This is a genomic window from Bradyrhizobium aeschynomenes (genome assembly GCF_013178945.1).
GTDB lineage: Bacteria > Pseudomonadota > Alphaproteobacteria > Rhizobiales > Xanthobacteraceae > Bradyrhizobium > Bradyrhizobium aeschynomenes.
The window spans coordinates 114,762-135,309 of sequence record NZ_JABFDM010000011.1; the positions used below are offsets into that span (position 1 = coordinate 114,762).

Genomic DNA, 20,548 nt, shown 5'->3' on the forward strand with positions numbered 1-20,548 from the left:
CGCGAGCCCGCCCCCGAACTTGCGACGTGGCACTCCCAGCCAGGGTTCCTACTTATCGGCATGTCGTCGCCCTCACCAGCAGGAACCGCGTGGCCCATCTGCTCGACCCCCTGATTGCCTTCGTCTCCGCCCATGCGGGACTGGCCTATCTGACCTTGTTCATGGCCGCATTGCTCGAGGCGGTCCCGATCATCGGCTCTGTGGTGCCGGGAACGACCATCATCCTGGCGCTGAGCGCGCTCATTCCGGGCGGCGAGCTGACGCTGCAATGGGTGCTGGCTGCGGCCATCCTTGGTGCCGCCCTTGGGGACGGCGGGGCTTTCTGGGTCGGTCATCGCCGGCAGCGCCAGATCCTGACGACGTGGCCGTTCTCGAACTATCCCCGCCTGGTGGCGCAGAGCGAGGCGTTCTTCCATCGCTTCGGCACGCTCGCGATCTTCTTTGCCCGGTTCGTGGCGCCGATCCGCGCCGTCGTCCCCATCACGGCCGGCGCCCTCGATATTCCGCCAGCCCGCTTTTACGCCGTGAACATTCCCGCCATCGTGTTGTGGGCCTGCGCCCATGTCCTGCCGGGCGTCTTCGCCGTGCAGCTTCTGCACCGCTACGGCGGCATCCCCCATCACAGCCACGTTGCCAAATCGACCTGGATCCTTGCGGCCGTCGCGGGCACGCTGGTGGTCTGGCTTGGGCTGCGAATGCTGCGGAAGCGACGCGAAACCCGGCTCGCAGCCGGCGCGGCGAACTAGGCCGCTATAAGGTCTCCAACATGGCTCCGCGGCCAGGTGTAGGTCCGGTATAGCGGGCGCGTGGCCGGATCAGCCGGCCGAACTGCAACTGCTCGCAGGCATGCGCGATCCAGCCGACACAGCGGGCCATGGCGAACAGCGCCAGCTCGCTGCCGGTCGGCAGCCGCAGGCTGTGCACCAGCACGGCCAGCGCATAGTCGATGTTGACGAATTCGCCGGTCGCTTCCGCGATCCGCTCGGGCACCTCGCGGGTGAATTTGCGCGGCGCGCCGGCGCGCGTCAGCGCCTCCAGCAGCGAGATCGCGCGCGGGTCGCCCCGCTTGTAGACGCCGTGCCCGAAGCCGGCGAAACGCTCGCCGAGCGCCACGCGCTCGCGGATCAGCGGCGCGACATCGCGGTCGATCAGGGTCTTCACCAGTTGCGACGCCAGCACGCCGGCGCCGCCATGCCGAGGCCCCTTCAGGGCCGCGAGGCCGGCAATGACCGCGTCATACAGACTGAGGCCGGTCGAAGCCGCACAGCGGACGGTAAAGGTGGACGCGTTCAGCTCGTGGTCCGCCAACAGCACCAGGGTGCGGCGGATGAGATCCGCAGCATGCTTGTGCTCGGGCGCCCAGGCCTTGGCGACCTGGATGTGGAGAGGCTCTGCCGAGGGTGGCGCGTTCAGCATGGTCGCGACGACGAGGCGAACGATGCGGGCGCCGATCAGGGCCCGACCATCGGGCGAGCGGTTGAAGGCGGAGGGATCGGCATTGGTTGCCAGTGCGAGGACGGAGATGGAGCGGTCGATCGGGGCCGCGCGGCGGGCGGCATCGGCGATGATCTTCATCTCCTCCGACACCGCCGGGAGATTGTCGGCAGCGAAGGGATCGATCGCGGTGACGTCCCACAGCAGGGTGGCAGCGTGCTCCAGCGAATCCCGCTCGGCGAGCTCGACGCAATTGACGCCCCGATAGATCGGACCCGCCTCGGTAATCGTCGACACCGCCGAATCGAACAACGGCAGATCGGCATCGAAGCTGCGGAATGCGCGCGGCTCGGGCGCCGGCGCCCGCCGCTCCTTCAGCGCTCGGATGTCCTCGGCGCGATAGCGGTTGCTGCGGGAGTTCGGCGACGGCTCCGAACGAACCAGGCCACGGCTGACATAGGCGTAGAGCGTCGCGGGCGAGATCGCCAGCTCGGCAGAGGCCTCGCGAGCCGATAGGTAAAGGCCACTGTCTTTTTTCATATTGATTAGCTTAATCAAGATTGATCAATTTGTCGATGGGACGAATCTTACTGGCGTGACCAATCACGCAGGAGATCGCGCCATGACCATCCAGCTCTCGAAGTCCCCCGTCGGCCTCGATGGCATCGCCGCCGCCGAGACCGTGCTCAGCCATGTCGACGGGCAGCAGGGCGAGCTCATCATCGCCGGTGCCCGGGTGGCCGACCTCGCCGCCGCCAGCGGCTTTGAGGGCGTGACGGCCCGGCTGTGGAGCGCCGCGACCAGGCGCAGCGTCAGCGAAGCCGACGTCCGCGCCAGGCTCGGACTGGCCCGCCAGCACGCTTTTGCCCGCCTGCCCGAGCTGCTCGCCGCCACCGCCGGCCTGTCGATCATCGATGGCTTTCGCGCCGCCGTCGCCGCGCTGCGTCCCGAGGCTGGTCTCGACGACGAGGCCACCATCGTCGGTGCCTGTCCGGTCATCGCCGGCGCCCTGGTGCAGCGCGCCCGGGGGGCGCAACCGATCCCGCCCGGCCCGGATCTCAGCCAGGCCGCCGACACGCTGCGCATGGTCCGCGGCGACACGCCCGCCGATGGCGAGGTGGCAGCGCTCGACACCTATCTGGTCACCGTCAGCGACCACGGCATGAACGCCTCGACCTTCGCCGCACGTGTCGTCGCCTCGACACAGGCCGACCTGTTCGCGTCCATCACCGCCGGCTATTGCGCACTGACCGGGCCGCTGCACGGCGGTGCGCCGGAGCCGGTGCTGGAGATGCTGAATGCGATCGGCACGCGGGAGAACATCAAGCCCTGGGTCGATGCGGCGCTATTACGCGGCGAGCGGCTGATGGGCTTCGGCCACCGCATCTATCGGGTGCGCGATCCCAGGGCCGACGTCCTGAAGGCCGCGATCGAGAGGCTAGCGGGCAGCGGGGCGGATCTGCCGTTCGCGAGCGAGGTGGAGGCCTACATCCGCCAAGCGCTGCGGCGGAAGAATCCGGAGCGCGTGCTCGACACCAATGTCGAGTTCTTCACCGCCATCCTGCTCGATGCGCTGAAGATTCCGCGCCAGGCGTTCACGCCGATCTTCGCGGTGGCACGGGCCGCCGGCTGGACCGCACATGCCCGCGAGCAGCAGCGGACGGGACGGCTGATCCGGCCAAGCTCGGCCTATATCGGGCCGAAGCCCTGACCCCGGGGCCACGAGCGCGGCAGCGTGACACGCTGCCGCGTATCAGCCCTTCACGACCGTCTTCAGATAATTATAGGCCTTGATGATCTCGATCAGGCGATCCTCGGTGGAGCGGTCGCCACCATTGGCGTCAGGGTGATGCTGCTTCACCAGCGCTTTGTACTTGGCCTTGACGTCGTCCAGCGTGGCGTCCGCACCGAGACCCATCACTTGAAGCGCCTTGCGCTCCGCATTGAAGACCTTGCGCGTCTCCGCCTTCGGTGCGGCCTGCGGGCCGGGGCGCCAGCCGGCGCGGCCGTTGATCTCCGCGAACACGCTGAACGGATCCGACGCATCGCCGAGATCGCTCTCTGCATTGCCCGTGCCACGCTTGCCCGCGGTATTGGCACCCATCTTCCAGGTCGGGCGATGTCCGGTCAGCGCATCCTTCTGATATCGCGCGACGGCGTCGGCATTCATGCCGGAGAAGAAATTATAGGACTGGTTGTACTCGCGAACGTGATCGAGACAGAAGTGCCAATATTCGCGTGCGTTCTCGCGTCCCTTGGGCGCGCGGTGCGAGCCCTTGTTCTTGCAGTCCGGCCACTGGCAGGGCTGGGCCTCCTCGCGCACCACCGGCTGCCGCGCAGCCTGCTTCTTGGGCTTGATGCGGATGGAGTCGAAGAATTTGTTTGAATCGATCGGCATGGCGGACTTTGACTACGCTCCGCGAAAAGCTTCAAGTCTTGACATTACGAATACCTCAGGCGGGGCCGGCCGATTGACGAAAAATAATTTGATGCGTATTTGCAAAGACCATGCGGACCCAGGATGCTATCATTGAAAAGTTGCGCGAAGCTTTCTCGCCGGAAAGCCTCGACGTGCAGGACGAATCACATCTGCATGCTGGCCACATGGGACACCGCCCCAGCGGTGAGACCCATTTCCGCGTGTATATTGTATCGCAGGCCTTTGCCGGCAAGAGCCGCGTCGATCGCCACCGCCTGATCAACGCCGCATTGGCGGCGGAACTTGCAGGATCAGTGCACGCGCTGGCGCTGCATGCGAAGGCGCCGGGCGAAGCCTGATCTGATCCCGGATTAGAACGCCGTGCCCGCACGGCGCGGCCGCGTCTCCTCGGTTTCGCCGCGCGGCACCGGCACGATGCGCAGCGCAGTGATGCGATTGCGCTCCCGGCGCAGCACGCGAAAGCGGAAGCCGTGGAACGTGAAGCTCTGGCCACGCTCCGGGATCGAACGGGCCTCGTGGATCACGAGGCCGGCAACGGTCGTTGCCTCCTCATCGGGCAACGTCCAGTCCATCGCGCGATTGAGATCGCGGATCGGCACCGAGCCATCGACGACGACCGATCCGTCCGGCTGCACGCGAACGCCGGCGACCTGCACGTCCTGCTCATCGGAGATGTCGCCGACGATCTCCTCGAGAATATCCTCCAGCGTGACGATGCCTTCGACCTCGCCATACTCGTCGACCACCAATGCAAAGTGCGTCTTGCGGCGGCGGAACGCCTTGAGCTGTTCCGACACCGAGCGCATCTCCGGAACGAACCACGGCGGCAGCGCCAGCGAGGCGACGTCGATGTGCGACACATCGCCCTCGGCGGCGCGGATCGCACGCAGCAGGTCCTTCGCATGCAGCACGCCGATGATGTTCTCCGGCGTGCCGCGCCACAGCGGAATGCGTGTGTACTCGGTGGCGAGCACCTCGCGAACCAGCTCCTCCTGCGGCAGGTCCGCGTTCACCATCACCATCTCGGTGCGGTGAACCATCACGTCGGATACCTGCAATTCGCGCAGATCGAGCAGGCCGCCGAGCATGTCGCGGTCCTGCTTCTCGACCTTGCCTTCATGGTGCAGCAGATCGACGGCACCGCGCAGGCGTTCGGTCGGCGACAGGATCGGCTGATTGGCGCCGACCTTGAAGCCGATCAGCCGCATCAGAACACGCACGATCGCCTCGATGACGGCAAGCACCGGACCAAGCACGATGACCGTGCCGCGCATCGGCCGCGCCACCGCCAGCGACACGCGATCCGGCGCGTTGATCGCAATCGTCTTCGGCAGCACCTCGGCGAAGATCACGACGAGAGCGGTCATCACGCCGGTGGCGTAGAGCACGCCGACCTCGCCGAACCAGGCCGTGAAGATGCCGGTCGCCAAGGCCGAAGCGCCGATATTGGCGATGTTGTTGCCGAGCAGCAGCGCGCCGATCAGGCGCTCGCGCATGTCGAACAGGCTCGACACCACGTCGGCATCGCGATTGCCCTGCTTCGACAGCCGCAGCATCGAGGCGCGGGAGGCGCCGGTCAGGGCGGTCTCGCTCAGCGCAAAGAAGGCTGAGGCAGCCAGGAGGAGGATGACGATGGTGAGGGTGAACCAGTCCATGACGCCGATGTCGCTCTCGAGTGAGGCCGCCGATGATGCGCCTGCGCTGCTCAACACGGCGTAAAGCCCGGGATCAACTGCGACTGTGCAATTTGGCCTGCAGAAAGTCGCGCACCCGCACGGGATCGACGTCCTTGGCGATGACCGCACGGCCGATCGCCTCTATCAGGATGAAGGTGAGCTTGCCGCGCTTGACCTTCTTGTCCTGCGCCATCAAGGCCAAAAGCCGGTCGGCGTCGCCGATCCCCTCCTGGGCGAAGCCGGCGATATCCTGCAGATGGGTCGGCAGGCCGACCGCGGCAAGGTGACGCTCGATCCTCGTGACGTCGTCGGGCGGCAGCATGCCGAGCTCGGCCGAGAACTGCGCCGCCAAGACCATGCCGACCGACACGCCCTCGCCGTGGAACAAGCGGTCGGAGAAGCCGGTGATCGCCTCCAGCGCATGGCCGAAGGTATGGCCGAGATTGAGCAGCGCGCGGTCGCCGGTCTCGCGCTCGTCGCGGGCGACGACCGCCGCCTTGGCACGGCAGGAGGTGGCGACGGCATGTTCGCGTGCCGCACCGCCCTTGACGATGTCGGCGTGATTGGCTTCCAGCCAGGCGAAGAAGCTGGCGTCACCGAGCAGGCCGTATTTGGCGACCTCGGCATAGCCGGCGCGGAACTGGCGCGGCGACAGCGTGTCGAGCACGGCGGTATCCGCAATCACCAGCACCGGCTGGTGGAAGGCGCCGAGCAGGTTCTTGCCCTGCGGCGAGTTGATCCCCGTCTTGCCGCCGACGGAGGAATCCACCTGCGCCAGCAGCGAGGTCGGCACCTGCACGAAATCGACGCCGCGGCGCAGGATGGCGGCCGCGAACCCGGCGAGATCGCCGACCACGCCGCCGCCGAGCGCGATGACGAGATCATTGCGCTCGATCTTCGCGGCGATCAGCGCCTCGCTGACCTTTTCAAGGCCGGCATAGGTCTTGGAGCCTTCGCCCTCCTCGACCACGATGGGCGACGACGGGATGCCCGCCTCCGCCAGGATCGCCTCGGTCGGCTTGAGCCAGTGCGCGGCAACGGTGCGATCCGTGACAACAGCCGTGCGCACGCCCGGCCGCAACGCCGCGATGCGCTGGCCGAGCGAGGCCAGCACGCCGCGGCCGATGACGATGTCGTAGGCGCGCTCGCCGAGTGCGACGTCGACGATGATCGGATCGGAGTGTTTGAGAGGTGCCGTCATCGGAGCGCGCCCATCGCCTGCGGAGGATCGGGTTGAACTGGGTCGGATTGGGGTCCGGTTGGCCCCGCCTCGGTCTCCGGTGGCGAGAAGAACGCCTGTAACGCCTCCATGCAGTCCTCGACGACGCGATCATGCGGCACATCGCGCGAGCAGATCGTCAGGTCGGCAAGCTGATAGACCGGCTCGCGCTCGACGAGCAGGCGCGCGACCGTGCCTTCGGGATCGGCTGTCTGCAGCAGCGGCCGGTCCGCCCGCCGGCGGACGCGCCGCATGATCACGTCGGCATCGGCCTTCAGCCACACCGAGACGGCCTTCTCCTGAATGCGGCGCCGCGTCTCCTCGCGCATGAAGGCGCCACCGCCGGTCGCCAGCACACCGGGCCCGTTTTCGAGCAGGCGGGCGATCACCCGCGCCTCGCCATTGCGGAAATAGTCCTCGCCGCGCGATTCGAAGATTTCCGGTATGGTCATGCCGGCGGCGGTCTCGATTTCGGTGTCCGCATCGACGAAAGGCAGTCGCAATCGCGCGGCGAGCCGCCGCCCCACGGTCGACTTGCCAACCCCCATCATGCCGACCAGCACGATCAGCCGCTTGCCGAGGCCCGCGAGAATCGCGGCCTCCGGAGCGGCTTGGCCAGGTGCTGGTTGGGTCGTGTCGGTCATCTCTCCGCTTCTAACCCAGCCCCTGCTGCTTTCAAAGGCATCCTGTTCCGCTCGAGCCCACCCCCGGACGTCGTTCCGGGGCGCGCGCAGCGCGAGCCCGGAACCCATACCCACAGGAAGCTGTGTGAGGCAGGCTGGGACTGGGCATCTCGGTCCACGACATCGTCCTGTGGGTATGGATTCCGGGCTCGCCGCGCTGCGCGCGCCGCCCCGGAATGACGGAGCAAAACAACTGGCTATCGGACGACCGGCCCGCCCCGCCGGGCTTGCCAGCCGGGTGCGAACATGTTGGATGAAACCGTTCCATTCCGGTGGCCCGCGCGAGCCTGATGCCCAGCCTGTTCCGCTTCCTGACCGTGATCGCCGTGATCGTCGCCGTGGTCTATGGCGCGATCTACGCGCTGGCGAACTTCGTCACTCCGAAGCCACGCGAGATGACGGTGTCGATCCCGCCGGACAAGTTCCAGAAGAAGTGAGCGAGGAGGCTGCGGCCAACCGAAAAGCCACAGGGCATTGATTAAGATTTTTACGCTTCTCTGAGGCGGCCCGGCGCCGCGATATCGGCCAGATTTGCAGTCACCGCTCGACGTGCCGGCGCGACTAACTCGTAGTGATTCGATCGCCCCGGACGCAGCGGATTTCACGACATGAAGGTCAAGGCCTCGGATGCCAGGCTGATGAGCCTGTTCCTCGACATGATGGCCGCGGAACAGGGCGCCGGCCAGAACACGCTGGACGCCTACCGCCGCGACCTCACCGATCTCTCCGAGTTTCTCACCCGCAAGGCCAACAGCTTCGCTGCGGCCGACACCCAGGCGCTGCGCGACTATCTCGCCGATCTCGACACCAGGGGCTTCAAATCGTCCAGCGTGGCGCGGCGGCTGTCGGCGATGCGCCACCTGTTCCGCTTCCTGCTGAGCGAGCGTATCCGCAGCGATGATCCCGCTGCGATTCTGTCCGGGCCGAAGCGCGGCCGCTCGCTGCCCAAGGTGCTGTCGATCGGCGACGTCGACCGCATGCTGACCAAGGCCAAGGAGCTGTCCGAGGCGGCCGACGCCTCGCCGTCGCAGCGCCTCCGCGCCCTTCGGCTGTATTGCCTGCTCGAGGTGCTCTACGCCACGGGCCTGCGCGTCTCCGAGCTGGTGGCGCTGCCGCGCACGGCGGCGCGCAACGACGCCCGGATGATCGTGGTGCGCGGCAAGGGCAACAAGGAGCGGCTGGTGCCGCTCAATCAGGCCTCGCGCCAGGCGATGGCCGACTATCTGGCGATGCTGGACAAGCAGAAGCCGGAGAAGAAGGCCAGCGCCACCTTCGGCAAATGGCTGTTTCCCTCGTTCGGCGAGAGCGGTCATCTGACCCGGCAGCACTTCGCCCGCGACCTCAAGGAGCTCGCGGTGGCGAGCGGCCTGCCGGCCCGGCTGGTGTCGCCGCACGTGCTGCGTCACGCCTTCGCCAGCCACCTGCTGCACAACGGCGCCGACCTGCGCATCGTCCAGACCTTGCTCGGCCACACCGACATTTCGACCACCCAGATCTACACTCATGTGGTCGAGGAGCGGCTCAAGAGCCTGGTGCGCGACCTGCACCCCCTCGCCGAAACCTGACCCCGCCTCACACCTTCGCGAAACCAAATCCGATACCAAATCCTCGGGCGTGACGCGCCGCCCGCTTGACTTCGGGCCCGTCTGCCCCGAAAGAGCGCCATCCTGCCCGTTCTCCCGGCACGACGCCTGGACGCGGCGCATCGATCGCATCCTAAGCTCCTGAAGTCCTTCACCTTCAGGTCCAGAGGCCGAACCGATTTCGTTTCCCAGCGCTCTTCCTTCAGCTCCTCCATGCCGGATCCCATGCGCAGCTACCTCGATTTCGAAAAGCCCGTTGCCGAGCTCGATTCCAAGGTCGACGAACTCCGGGCGATGGCCGCCTCCGGCGCCGACATCGGCGAGGAGGTCGGCCGGATCGAGGAGAAGGCCGGCCAGGCGCTGGCCGAGCTCTATGCCAATCTGACGCCGTGGCAGAAGACCATGGTCGCGCGCCACCCGCAGCGGCCGCACTTCACCGATTTCGTGGGCGGGCTGATCACCGAATTCACCCCGCTCGCCGGCGACCGCAAGTTCGGCGAGGACGCCGCTCTGCTCGGCGGCTTCGGCCGCTTTCGCGGCGAGCCGATCTGCGTGATGGGCCAGGAAAAGGGCGCGACCACCGAATCCCGCCTCAAGCACAATTTCGGCATGGCCCGCCCGGAGGGCTACCGCAAGGCCGTCCGACTGATGGAGATGGCCGAGCGCTTCGGCATCCCCGTGCTGTCGCTGGTCGATTCCGCCGGCGCCTATCCGGGGATCGGCGCCGAGGAGCGCGGCCAGGCCGAGGCCATCGCCCGCTCGACCGATGCCTGTCTGGCGCTGGGCGTGCCGAACGTTGCCATCATCACCGGCGAGGGCATGTCGGGCGGCGCCATCGCGCTGACCACCGCCAACCGGGTGCTGATGCTGGAGCACGCGATCTACAGCGTGATCTCGCCGGAAGCCGCCTCCTCGATCCTCTGGCGCGACGGCACCAAGGCCCAGGAAGCCGCCAACAGCATGAAGATCACGGCGCAGGACATGCTCCGCTTCGGCGTGGTCGACACCATCCTCAAGGAGCCCGTCGGCGGCGCTCACCGCGATCCCGCGGCGATGATCGCCGCCACCGGCGAGGCCATCGCCTTGGCGTTCGACGAGTTGAAGGGCCTCGATGCCGACGCCATCCGCAAGCAGCGGCGGCAGAAGTTCATCGAGATCGGCCGCAAGCTCGGCTGAACGGGCCTGCGCACGGCCTTGGCCGCTCGCGGTTTTGTGAGTCTTTCCAGCCGTTTGGCCGTATTTCGGCCCCGCCAAGGGGGTCTGTTGTTTAGGACTTGTTGACCAAACGGGCCAGGGGCTCGCGACACCGCCGGACCGCGGGTTGCGGCGCTCGGGGCCAAAGGCTACAATTTTAATCAATGGTTTGACGGCATGACGCGCAGTCGGCCCGGGACCCGTCCAGCTTCCCGGCCGATCTGGTAAGACGAGAGTGGGGTGTCGCGACATGCTGGGTTTGCGGGGAGCTTTGCCTTGATCAACCGCGCTTTCGTCCGGGTTCTGATGACCTCGGCGGCGTTGGCCGCCGGCGCGCTGCTGACCGGTTGCAACAGCGATCAGGTCGCGCTCGCCACCAGCGCCAAAGCCAATCAGCCGGTGCCACCCAAGCTCGTCGCCACGATCAATGAGAAGGACATGGACACGCAGTCGCCGATCCTGGTGCGCGTGTTCAAGCAGGAGGCTGAGCTCGAGGTCTGGAAGCAGGACCGCTCCGGCAAGTTCGCGCTCCTCAAGACCTATCCGATCTGCCGCTGGTCGGGCGATCTCGGACCGAAGGTGCGCGAGGGCGACCGTCAGGCGCCGGAGGGCTTCTACTCGATCAATCCGAGCCAGATGAATCCGCAATCGGCGTATTATCTGTCGTTCAACACCGGCTATCCCAACGCGTTCGACAAGGCGCTCGGCCGCACCGGCTCGCAGCTGATGGTGCACGGCGACTGTTCCTCGCGCGGCTGCTTCGCGATGACCGACGAGCAGATCGCCGAGATCTACGCGCTCGGCCGCGAGTCGTTCTTCGGCGGCCAGCGCGCCTTCCAGTTCCAGGCCTATCCGTTCCGGATGACGCCGGTGAACATGGCGCGACACCGCAACAATCCGAACATGCCGTTCTGGCGCATGATCAAGGAAGGCTATGACGCCTTCGAGGTCACCCGGCAGGAGCCGAAGGTCGACTTCTGCGAGAAGAAGTACGTCTTCAACGCCCAGAAGCCGCCGGGCGCGACCCGCGATCTGGTGTTCGACGCCGCCGCCAAGTGCCCGGCCTATGTGGTGCCCGACGAAATCACGACGGCCGTGCGCGAGAAGCAGCAGGCGGACGAGGCCGAATACGCCAAGCTCGTCGCCAAGGGGACGCCGGTCGCCAAGCTGAACACCGGCATCGACGGCGGCATGAATCCCGTGTTCGCCAACCGCGTGCCGGGCGCCTCCACCGGCCTGTCCGATTCCGGCGAAGCGCCGGGCCTGTCGCTCGCCAACTTCTCGCCCGCGCCGGGCACGATCCCGGGTCACGTCAACCCGCCGCGCGCACCGGGCGCCGATGAGGTCGCCGCGATCCCGGCCAGCGCCGCCCCGGCGCCGGTCGCAGCGCCCGCCACCCGCGTCGCGGCCGTGGCCGCCCCGGAGAAGCCGAGCTTCATGTCCAGCCTCGCCCGCAAGGTCGGGATCGGCGGCTCCAACGAGACCACGGCGACGACGAAGCCGACCGAGAGCAAGACCGCCGAGGCCAAGCCCGCGCCGAAGCCGGTCGCCGTCGCCAAGCCGGCCGAGACCAAGCAGGCCGAGACCAAGCAGGCCGCCGCGCGGCCGCCGTTCAAGCCCGCCGCAGCCAGCGCGCCGGCGGCGACCGCCTCCGCGCCAGTGCAGACCCAGACCGCGCTGGTCTCCGGCGCCGTTCCGGTGCTGCAGTCGAACTCGTTCGACAGCCGGTTCGCCGGGTTCAAGTAGGCCGGCAATCGCGGGACCTGCGGGCGGCGCGCTGCCTCGCAGGGCTGATGTTTGACGACAATGACGCCACATGCTCGCTGCCACCCTCCCCTGGAGGGGCTATCGCATATGGCGATCGATGTTTTGCGCCCATCTCCCTCCGCGTCGTCATGGCCGGGCTTGTCCCGGCCATCCACGTCGTCCAGCATGCTGAGAACGACGTCATGCCCGGGACGGAGCCCGGGCATGACGATGTGGAGACGGTTTCGCGACACACTCAGATTGACCATATGCGATAGCCCTGCCCTGGAGGGGGAGGGTGAGCAGCGCATCGGCGGCGCTGGCGTGGACAACGGTCTCAGACTGCATTCTCGGACATGCGTCTCTGTCCTCGCGGCGCCCCATGGCGTCCGAGTGATGCATCGTTTTCACCCTCTCCAAACCGAGGGTGCAGGGAAGGCCGGGCCTCGACTGAGGCCCGTGGCCCGCCTGCGAAAAAAATGCAGGCGGCAGGTACCACAGGTCCAGCCGGAACGACCCGGCCCTCCCTGCGCGATGGTTTGAACGGCTGCTTCGCGATCTCCCTGGGGACCGGGCTTTCTTGCCCCCATCACCGGCGAGATGCGCGAGGCATCATCGGCCGGCTTGACCTCAGCATCGGGAGGCCAGGACCACGCGACTTGACCGTACGGGCCGATGTTGTTCGTCCGCGCGACTGCTCACGCTGCAAACCGGCCCGCCCACCACATCCCGCACTCCACGCTTCGTGACGACCGCGCAGCGCCCCTCGTCGATGAGGCGGGATGCCGGGAGAAGATCATGAAATTCCGAAAACGCGAAGCGGAATATTTTCGTCCGGGGGACTGGACAGCCCAAATCAGCTTGAATGCGCAGCCGAAATCAATTTCTGCGCGCAGGCTTTTTTCCGGCGGGTTCGATCCGTGGCTACGCCTGCCGAACGCGAGAGGACGCACCCAGTCGCCCGACGGGTCGCGGACCGAGCGTCGCATCCGCGACGCGCCGCGGCCGGCCGGGCCGGTTGACGGCAGGCACATCATGTAATATCGAAAGTTACATGAGACCCAACAGCCAGCTGTCCGGCATCCTTCACGTCCTGCTCCACATGGCGGAGCACGACGGCCCGGTGACCTCCGAGGCCCTCGCACTGATGATGCAGACCAATCCGGTCGTGATCCGCAGAACCATGGCCGGACTCCGGGACAGCGGCTATGTGCGCTCCGACAAGGGACATGGCGGCGGATGGACGCTCGCCTGCGATCTGGCCACCGTCAGCCTGCGCGACATCTACGATTCCCTCGGACGGCCATCGCTGTTCGCGATCGGCAATCGAACCGAGCATCCGGACTGCCTCGTCGAACAGGCCGTCAACGCGGCGCTCGACACCTCCATCCAGGCTGCGGAGGCGCTGCTGCTGGCCCGTCTCGGCGCCATCACGCTCGCGGCCCTGAGCGCTGATTTCCACGCCCGCCTCGAACGCCGAAAGCGGCCTCGCAAAGGAGACGTTTGTCATGACGGCTGACATCACCGACGGCGCCCGACAGTTCATCCGCGCGTTTTCCGATCCCGAATTCGTCGCACGCTACACCGACGGACCACGGCGCTTCGTGCCCGGGCTCGATGGGCTGCATCGGATGACGGCCATCCTGCTTGCCGAACGGGCGCCCAAACATGCGAAGGTGCTCGTGCTGGGCGCGGGTGGCGGGCTCGAGCTCAGTGCGTTGGCCGATGCCCACCCGTCCTGGACATTCGTCGGCGTCGATCCGTCGCCGCAGATGCTGCAACTCGCCGAACGTACGCTCGGCGCGCGGATGAGCCGGGTCGACTTGATCGAAGGCACCATCGACGATGCGCCGGCCGGCCCGTTTGACGCGGCGACCTGCTTGCTGACGCTCCACTTTCTTCCGGCGCCGGAGCGTTTGCGGACGGTGCGCGCCGTGCACGACCGGCTCCGCCCAGGCGCGTCGTTCGTGGTTGCCCATGGCTGCCTGCCCAGGGAGCCGAGCGAGAGGGCGCTTTGGCTCGATCGCTATGCGGCCTATGCCGTTGCCTCCGGCGTCGCCGCCGAGCAGGCCATTTCGATGCGCGCGACCATCGAGGCCAGCACCAACATGCTCAGCCCCGACGAGGATGGAGCGGTCCTGCGCGACGGCGGCTTCCGCGACAGCCGCCCGTTCTTTTCTGCGCTGACCTGGCATGGCTGGGTCGGTCACGCCGGGAGCGAGAATCTTGCGTGACGCCGCGCACGGAGCGCGCAGCCGGCATCTGCGACAACGGCGCCGTCACCCGAGGCGAGGTGACGCAACCGAGGAGCAGGACCATGGGATTTTGGGATGATGTGACCGATGCCGTCAGTTCGGTCGTGGATGACGTGAAGGATGTGGCGGGCGATGTGGCCGGTGCCGTGGGTGGCGCGGTCGGCGCCGTGGTCGACACGGTGGAGCATGTGGCCGGCGATGCCGCGCATGCGGTGGGCAGCGTCGTGCACGGACTCGGCGAACTCGGCGGCGAGGCGATCCACACCGTGGGCGGTGTGCTCGGCGCAGTCGGGCATGGTGTAGAAGCGGTCGGTGGCGGCCTGCTTCACACCGTCGAGGACGTCGCATCGACCGTGGTCCATGTCGGCGGTGACATCGTTCACACCGGCGTCAACGTCGTCAGCGACGTCGCGTCCGGCCTCGGCCATCTCGTGCATGGCGACCTCAACGGCGTGATCAACGACGTGCAGCATATCGGCGGCCACATTGTCGATGGCGGGCTGGCGGTCGTCGGCGACGTGGCACATGGCGCGATCGATGTCGCCGGCGACGTCGTGCACACCGCGGTCGGCGTCGGCGAAGCCGGACTGGAAGCGGCGGGCGCCGTCGGTCAGGGTGCGCTCGACATGGCCGGCACCATCGTCGGCACGGCTGCCGACGTCGGCGAGCAGGCGCTCGACGCGGCGGGTGCGGTCGTCAAGGGTGGCTTCGAGGCCGGCGTGGCGGTGGCGGATGGCGCCATCGGTGTCGCCACCGACGCAGCCTCGGCAGCGGGCCACATCATCGGCGGTCCGATCGGCGAAGCGATTTCGGGCATCGCGCATGGCGCCGATGCGGTCGGCACGGCAGTGGTGGACGGCGTCGGCCACTTCGTCGGCGAGGGCGTCAATGGACTGGCCGAGACCGCGGGCGACCTGGCCCATTCCGTCGGCCATCAGCTCGAAGCGATCGGCCACGACCTCGGCGCGCTGGTCAACGATCTCAGCCATGGCGATCTCGGCGCTGCGATCGGCGACATCTTCAAGCTGGCGCAGGACGGCCTGCGCAGCGACGGCAGCATCGTGATCGGCGCGGGGGATGGCGGCGGCCATGGCGGCTTCTGGGACTCGATCGCCTCGGCGATCCAGCAATCGAGCGACAGCCACAGCAGCGAAGGCTCCGGGCTCGGACTCGCCGGACCGCTGCATGGCGAAGGTTCGTCGCACGGTCCGATCATGGTCGACAATTTCGGCGACCACGGCCACGGCGGCAACACCGGCATCGTTCCGCCGAATTTCGACATCGGTCACGCCGGTGGCGGACACGACGCCCCGCATGTCGACTACAGCCACGTCGTCCAGATGGACGATTCGCATCACTTCGCGATGCATGGCTGAGGCTGCCGGCACGGCGACCCGCGGTGCGGATCACCGCGGGTCGTTCGTCGCCGGTCCTCAAGCTCAGCGCAGCGCGGCCGGCTGGATGATGGCGGACGGCGCAGCGGCCTGCACGCGATCGATCGGCCGATGATCGTTCATCGCCGACAGCGCGCACAGCGCCAGCGAGCCCCAGACCGCGGCGCTGAAATACAGCGACATCCAGGCGATCTCCTCCTTCCAGTGCTCGAATTCGTGGGTGACCGTCCACTGCGTGGCGCAATCACGCAAGCCGACCAGGGGATGCAGCAACGGCTTGCCGGCGGCGCGCTCGATGCGCCAGCGCTTCACATACATCGGCACGTCGACCACGACGAGGAAGGCGAGATAACAGGCGATGCCGATCAGGCCTGCGATCAAGAGCCCGCGCACCAGTCCGTCGAACTCCGGCAGCAGACGGCCGAGGCCGATGCCGACGAACAGGAAGGCCACCGCCCACAGCGAATTCTCGATCGCGTTGTAGAGGAAGTTCTTGGTGACGACGGCGTACCAGGAGCAGATCTCGGCCACGACGATGATCGGGACGATCAGGCGCGCCATGTTGACGGCGGTTTCAGCATCCGCGATGGCGCCGAGCTGAGCCAGGATGATCGCCCATTGCGCGGCGAAGGCGATCTCGGCGATGGTCGCGACGGTGCGGCCGACGAATACGCTCGACAGCCAGCTGTCGACCAGGCAGATGCGCTGCACGTCCGCACGCGGCAGCACCGAGCGGAAGGCGCAGCCGAACACATAGGCCGCCGACAGCGCCAGCATCTGGCCGGTCTCCGGCGACTGGCCGACGGCGACGCTGCCGCCATGCAGCTGGCGATACAGGATGAACCAGAACACGATGTTGGCGAGGCTGACGAGGGTCAGCATCGCCCACCACAGGGCGACGGGGTTCGACAGGGCTCGCGACTGCGCACGCATCCGGCACTCCAATTTTCATGTGACTGACATCGGATCGTATTAATTCCGTCACGGAGCGGCAACCCGTTCCGGCCCGGGGGGTTCACAAAAGCGCGTGCGGCGCGGGCGGCTGCGGCCGAGGGGGGCGGGGCAGCGGGGCAAACCAACGGAGCGTGCCTGGCGCTCACGGGCCGCATGGTCCCGGTGAGGCGAAGCCTCGTCCGGAGACGCGCCGCGCGCTGGCAGCATTCACGACAGCGAGATCACCACCGTCGGCTTCTACGAGGCACCTTGCCGCCGCTCGTCACCGACAAGGCCGTTGCCGCGCCATGTAGCCAGCGAATAGCAGGCCGGTTCCAGCTCGGCACAGAGTGACACGCCACGTTGGTATTTTCGTCACGATGTCCCCGGTTCCTTCTGGGAACCAGAAGACCATCGCGCCGCCCTTAATCATCGGCTTCCAGACCTCATGCATGACTTGGTGCGTGATTTGGCGCGGGCAGATGTGCTGCCCCGCGTTGACGCTTCGCTAACCGCGATTCCTGCCGACCAAAACGCCGCGCGCCACGGATCGTAGCTGGCCCGCGTGAGGGTTCATTGCCGATGTTGACGATCCTGTCCTGCCTGCCTGCCGATCATGATCTGCGCTATGTGACCGCCGCGCTGCTGGTCTGCGTGCTCGGCTCCATCCTGTCGATGCGGCTGCTCGCGCGCGTCAGACGCAACACCGGCCTGCGCCGGCTTCATCTGCTGTTTCTCGCCGGGCTGGTCGCCGGCGGCACGGTGTGGACGACGCATTTCGCCGCCATCCTCGGCTATGATGCGCCCGGCAACCGCTCGTTCGAAGTGGGCCTCACCTTTGCTTCGCTCGGCCTCTCCGTCGCGTTTTCCTGGCTCGGCTTCTTCGTCACCACCCGCACGCAGCGTGGCCCGCTGATCGAGATCGGCGGCGCGGTGTTCGGCTTCGGCATTGCCGCGATGCATTACACCGGCATGGGCGCGCTCAATCTCGAGGGCATCAGGACGTGGCACGCGCCGGCGATCTGGCTCTCGCTGGTGCTGGCAATGGGCTTCGGCGCCGTCGCCGCCAACCGCATCGCGCGCCCGGTGACGCGATTCTGCAAATATGGCAGCTCGCTCGCGATGGTGCTGGCGATCCTCAGCCTGCATTTCACCGGCATGGCGGCGCTCACCTTGGCGCCGACGGCGGCTCTCGCCGCGCCGGCGCAGGCGCTGTCCGACAGCGTGATGCTGATCAGCATCGTCACCGGCATCGGCCTGATCATGGCGATGGCCGCCTCGGCCTACATGATCGACATGCAGGCGGCGCAGGAGGCGGTCGAAGGCTATCGGCAGCTGGCGCTGCAGGACCCGCTGACCGGCCTGCCCAACCGCAACGGCCTCGGACAACGCCTGACGCCGCTGCTGGCGGATGGCGACGAGACCGCGCATCTCGTCGTGCTCGCCATCGACCTCGACCGCTTCAAGGACATCAACGACGCGCACGGCCATGCCGCCGGCGACGCCGTGTTGACGACGATCGCCCAGCGCATCGCCGCCATCCTGCAACCGGGTGAATTCCTGGCGCGGATCGGCGGCGACGAATTCGTCGCGGTGAAGAGTGAAATCTTCGCGCGCAACGAGGCCGCGAAATTCGCCGAGCGCATGCGCACGCTGGTGCTGACGCCGGTCGAGTGGGAGGAGCGCAGCCTCTCGGTCGGTTGCAGCATCGGCATCGCGCTCTATCCCGAGCACGGCCTCAGCTCGGACGAGTTGCTCACCCGCGCGGATCTCGCGATGTATCGCGCCAAGAGCCTCGGCCAGGGCAAGATCTGCACCTATGAGCCGTCGATGGACGAGGCCAGCCGGCGCCGTGCCGAGCTCGCGATCGACCTCAAGCGCGCGCTGGTGCGCAACGAATTCGAGCTGCACTATCAGGTGCAGAACGACACGCAGAGCGGCGAGATCATCGGCTTCGAGGCGCTGTTGCGCTGGAACCACCCGGTGAAGGGCCGCGTGCCGCCGAACGATTTCATTCCGATGGCCGAACAGACGGGACTGATCGTCGACATCGGCGACTGGGTGCTGCGCACCGCCTGCACCACCGCCGCAAGCTGGAGCCAGCCGTTCAAGGTCGCCGTCAACGTCGCGCCGATGCAGCTCAACCACGATCTGCCGAAGCGCGTCGCCGAGGTGCTGCGCGAGACGGGCCTGGCGCCGGAACGGCTCGAAATCGAGCTGACCGAGACCGGCATCATCGCCGACCGCCAGCACGCGCTGCAGGTGATGCAGGCGCTGAAGGCGATCGGCGTCACCGTGGCGATGGACGATTTCGGCACCGGCTATTCGTCGCTGTCGACCCTGCAGGTGTTTCCGTTCGACAAGATCAAGGTCGACAAGAGCTTCATCCAGTCGGTCGAGACCAGCGTGCATGCGGCTGCGATCGTCAAGGCGACGCTGCTCTTGGGCCGCAGCCTCAACATTCCCGTGCTGGCCGAAGGCGTCGAGACCGAGCAGCACCTCGCCTTCCTGCGCGAGGAAGGCTGCACCAGCGTGCAGGGCTTCCTGTTCGGCAAGCCGATGCCGCACGAGGCGATCAGCCGGATGATCCGCGACGTGGCGGTCGCGCAGATCAGCGCCACCGAGGCGCCGGCCAAGAGCGCCGCGGCCGCGTGAGCGCTGAAGCAGCGGAACAGCTCGCGAGCGGACTCGCGCGGCGCGCGTATCAGAACGTGCGGATGATCCTGAAGTCCAGACCGTCGGCGGCGGCGAGGTGCATGACCATGGCGGCACGGCCATGGCGGATGGCGACGTCGCCGCGGGCGCCGGAATACACGATGTTGCGGCCGGCGGCGGCGAGCGGGTGCAACGACAATGAGCCGGCGCGCTCCGCGGCCGCTTTGAGGAAACGCAGGCCTTCATAGTTCGACTGGCCGACCGAGCCGACCGGCGGCGCATCGGTGCCGAACATCGCGGTGTAGCGACTCATGAAAGCGTCATTGGCGTTGGAGCCGATGCAGCTGAAATAGCCGGACGCGGAATACAGGTTCTCGGTGTTGTCGGCGCCGATGCCGAGCAGCACGGTCTCGTCGACCGCGCCAGCCAGCCGCAACGTCGTGGCGGCAAGGCCGGATTCGCCGAACGCCCGGTTGAAGGTGATGCAATCGGTGCCGATCAGCGAGATCAGCACGACGTCGGGCTTGGCGGCGCGGATGCGCGCCAGATGAGCCTCGTGATCATCATTGCCGACGGGCACGAATTCCTCGCCGACGACGTGGCCGCCGGCCTCGGTGATGTAGGTCTTGGTGGAACGATGCGACTGCCACGGCCAGACATAGTCGCTGCCGATCAGGTACCAGCGCTTGGCGCCCTTGTTCTCCGCCAACCAGTGAATGGCGGGGCGGGTCTGGCTGTGCGGCGTCTCGCCGATCGCCATCACCCCCGGCGTGCGCTCGCCGCCCTCATAGACCGGCGTATAGACATACGGGATGCGGCCGCGCGTCAGACGGCGCAACGCGAGTCTCACCGCGCTGATATGCGAGCCCATCACGACGTCGATTTCGTCGAAGTCGAGCGCGTCGCGGGCGCGCGCGACGACTTCCTCGACCGGGCCGCCGGAGTCATAGAATGACAATTCGATCTCGCGGCCGAGGATGCCGCCGCGGCGGTTGATCTCGGACACGGCCAGCAGCGCGCTATTGGTCGCGGCGGGGCCCCAGATGCCGGGCGAGCCGGAGAAGGTGATGAAATTGCCGATGCGCAGTTTGCTGCGGGAGCCGCGGCGCGCGATGCTGTCGGGATCGAAGGGGGCCAGCGACGTCAGGCCGCTCCGCTGGGGCGGACTCCTGAACAGCAGGGATGGCGGCAGGCTGACGCGCCCGGCCGTGACGGATCCTGTCGAGAGCACACCCACTCCTTGGCCCGCAACCATGGTTGGCCCGACACTGTGGGCCGGCGGTCATACGCCGTCAAAATCAGCACGCGTTCGGCAAATATCCTATTCGAAAATGTT

19 protein-coding genes are annotated in these 20,548 nt (G+C 67.1%); 12 read left to right on the forward strand and 7 right to left on the reverse strand.

Translation table 11 applies throughout. The annotated features are described in order from the left end of the window. Window positions 1-89: 89 nt before the first annotated feature. Window positions 90-746, forward strand: a complete 657-nt coding sequence (locus HL666_RS26870; RefSeq protein ID WP_172131431.1) for a DedA family protein — start codon at window positions 90-92, stop codon at window positions 744-746. 4 nt (window positions 747-750) lie between these two features. On the opposite strand, the gene HL666_RS26875 is transcribed toward HL666_RS26870, so the two are convergent. Beyond that, a complete protein-coding gene (locus tag HL666_RS26875) occupies window positions 751-1,974 on the reverse strand; it encodes a citrate synthase family protein (RefSeq protein WP_172184508.1) in 1,224 nt (407 codons plus the stop codon). 82 nt (window positions 1,975-2,056) lie between these two features. Here HL666_RS26875 and HL666_RS26880 point away from each other — a divergent pair, with 82 nt between their 5' ends. Then, a complete protein-coding gene (locus HL666_RS26880; RefSeq protein ID WP_172131433.1) occupies window positions 2,057-3,145 on the forward strand; it encodes a citrate synthase/methylcitrate synthase in 1,089 nt (362 codons plus the stop codon). A 42-nt stretch (window positions 3,146-3,187) separates the two neighbouring features. On the opposite strand, the gene HL666_RS26885 is transcribed toward HL666_RS26880, so the two are convergent. Then, window positions 3,188-3,832, reverse strand: a complete 645-nt coding sequence (locus HL666_RS26885) for a J domain-containing protein (RefSeq protein WP_172114492.1) — start codon at window positions 3,830-3,832, stop codon at window positions 3,188-3,190. A gap of 110 nt (window positions 3,833-3,942) precedes the next feature. On the opposite strand from HL666_RS26885, the gene HL666_RS26890 reads away from it, so the two are divergent. After that, the gene (locus HL666_RS26890) at window positions 3,943-4,212 is read left to right on the forward strand and encodes a BolA family protein (RefSeq protein ID WP_041751115.1); all 270 of its coding nucleotides are present in this window, start codon (window positions 3,943-3,945) and stop codon (window positions 4,210-4,212) included. A gap of 12 nt (window positions 4,213-4,224) precedes the next feature. Here the strand turns inward: HL666_RS26890 and HL666_RS26895 are convergent, their stop codons facing one another. The 3 genes from HL666_RS26895 to HL666_RS26905 all read right to left on the reverse strand — a co-directional run bounded on the left by HL666_RS26895 (window position 4,225) and on the right by HL666_RS26905 (window position 7,413). Beyond that, window positions 4,225-5,529, reverse strand: a complete 1,305-nt coding sequence (locus HL666_RS26895) for an HlyC/CorC family transporter (RefSeq protein WP_172114491.1) — start codon at window positions 5,527-5,529, stop codon at window positions 4,225-4,227. A gap of 73 nt (window positions 5,530-5,602) precedes the next feature. Further along, window positions 5,603-6,751, reverse strand: a complete 1,149-nt coding sequence (gene aroB / locus HL666_RS26900; RefSeq protein WP_172184510.1) for a 3-dehydroquinate synthase — start codon at window positions 6,749-6,751, stop codon at window positions 5,603-5,605. Beyond that, the gene (locus tag HL666_RS26905; protein ID WP_172184626.1) at window positions 6,748-7,413 is read right to left on the reverse strand and encodes a shikimate kinase; all 666 of its coding nucleotides are present in this window, start codon (window positions 7,411-7,413) and stop codon (window positions 6,748-6,750) included. Before HL666_RS26905 ends, aroB begins: the two co-directional genes overlap by 4 nt. A gap of 329 nt (window positions 7,414-7,742) precedes the next feature. Here HL666_RS26905 and HL666_RS26910 point away from each other — a divergent pair, with 329 nt between their 5' ends. From HL666_RS26910 to HL666_RS26945, 8 genes are all read left to right on the forward strand, one after another. Then, window positions 7,743-7,889: a histidine kinase gene (locus HL666_RS26910; RefSeq protein WP_172114488.1), complete on the forward strand. Its 147-nt coding sequence runs from the start codon at window positions 7,743-7,745 to the stop codon at window positions 7,887-7,889. 171 nt (window positions 7,890-8,060) lie between these two features. After that, the gene (gene xerD / locus HL666_RS26915; RefSeq protein WP_172114487.1) at window positions 8,061-9,017 is read left to right on the forward strand and encodes a site-specific tyrosine recombinase XerD; all 957 of its coding nucleotides are present in this window, start codon (window positions 8,061-8,063) and stop codon (window positions 9,015-9,017) included. Window positions 9,018-9,248: 231 nt separating this feature from the next. Continuing rightward, entirely contained in the window at window positions 9,249-10,211 is a 963-nt protein-coding gene (locus HL666_RS26920) for an acetyl-CoA carboxylase carboxyltransferase subunit alpha (protein WP_172114486.1), read from the forward strand. A 294-nt stretch (window positions 10,212-10,505) separates the two neighbouring features. After that, window positions 10,506-11,975, forward strand: a complete 1,470-nt coding sequence (locus tag HL666_RS26925) for a L,D-transpeptidase family protein (RefSeq protein ID WP_172114485.1) — start codon at window positions 10,506-10,508, stop codon at window positions 11,973-11,975. Between the two features lie 798 nt (window positions 11,976-12,773). Beyond that, the gene (locus HL666_RS26930) at window positions 12,774-13,016 is read left to right on the forward strand and encodes a hypothetical protein (RefSeq protein WP_172114484.1); all 243 of its coding nucleotides are present in this window, start codon (window positions 12,774-12,776) and stop codon (window positions 13,014-13,016) included. A 13-nt stretch (window positions 13,017-13,029) separates the two neighbouring features. After that, entirely contained in the window at window positions 13,030-13,494 is a 465-nt protein-coding gene (locus HL666_RS26935) for an Rrf2 family transcriptional regulator (protein ID WP_172114483.1), read from the forward strand. Next, on the forward strand, window positions 13,484-14,209 hold the full coding sequence (locus HL666_RS26940; protein WP_172114482.1) for a class I SAM-dependent methyltransferase: 726 nt from the start codon (window positions 13,484-13,486) through the stop codon (window positions 14,207-14,209). Before HL666_RS26935 ends, HL666_RS26940 begins: the two co-directional genes overlap by 11 nt. An 83-nt stretch (window positions 14,210-14,292) precedes the next feature. Beyond that, the gene (locus tag HL666_RS26945) at window positions 14,293-15,606 is read left to right on the forward strand and encodes a hypothetical protein (RefSeq protein ID WP_172114481.1); all 1,314 of its coding nucleotides are present in this window, start codon (window positions 14,293-14,295) and stop codon (window positions 15,604-15,606) included. A 63-nt stretch (window positions 15,607-15,669) separates the two neighbouring features. Here the strand turns inward: HL666_RS26945 and HL666_RS26950 are convergent, their stop codons facing one another. Beyond that, complete coding sequence (locus HL666_RS26950; RefSeq protein WP_172114480.1) at window positions 15,670-16,557, reverse strand: hypothetical protein; 888 nt, start codon at window positions 16,555-16,557, stop codon at window positions 15,670-15,672. Between the two features lie 582 nt (window positions 16,558-17,139). Here HL666_RS26950 and HL666_RS26955 point away from each other — a divergent pair. Continuing rightward, window positions 17,140-19,212, forward strand: a complete 2,073-nt coding sequence (locus HL666_RS26955) for a putative bifunctional diguanylate cyclase/phosphodiesterase (RefSeq protein WP_172184512.1) — start codon at window positions 17,140-17,142, stop codon at window positions 19,210-19,212. 49 nt (window positions 19,213-19,261) lie between these two features. Here HL666_RS26955 and HL666_RS26960 read toward each other — a convergent pair whose 3' ends face one another. Then, entirely contained in the window at window positions 19,262-20,443 is a 1,182-nt protein-coding gene (locus tag HL666_RS26960) for a substrate-binding domain-containing protein (protein WP_172184514.1), read from the reverse strand. Between the last annotated feature and the right edge of the window lie 105 nt (window positions 20,444-20,548).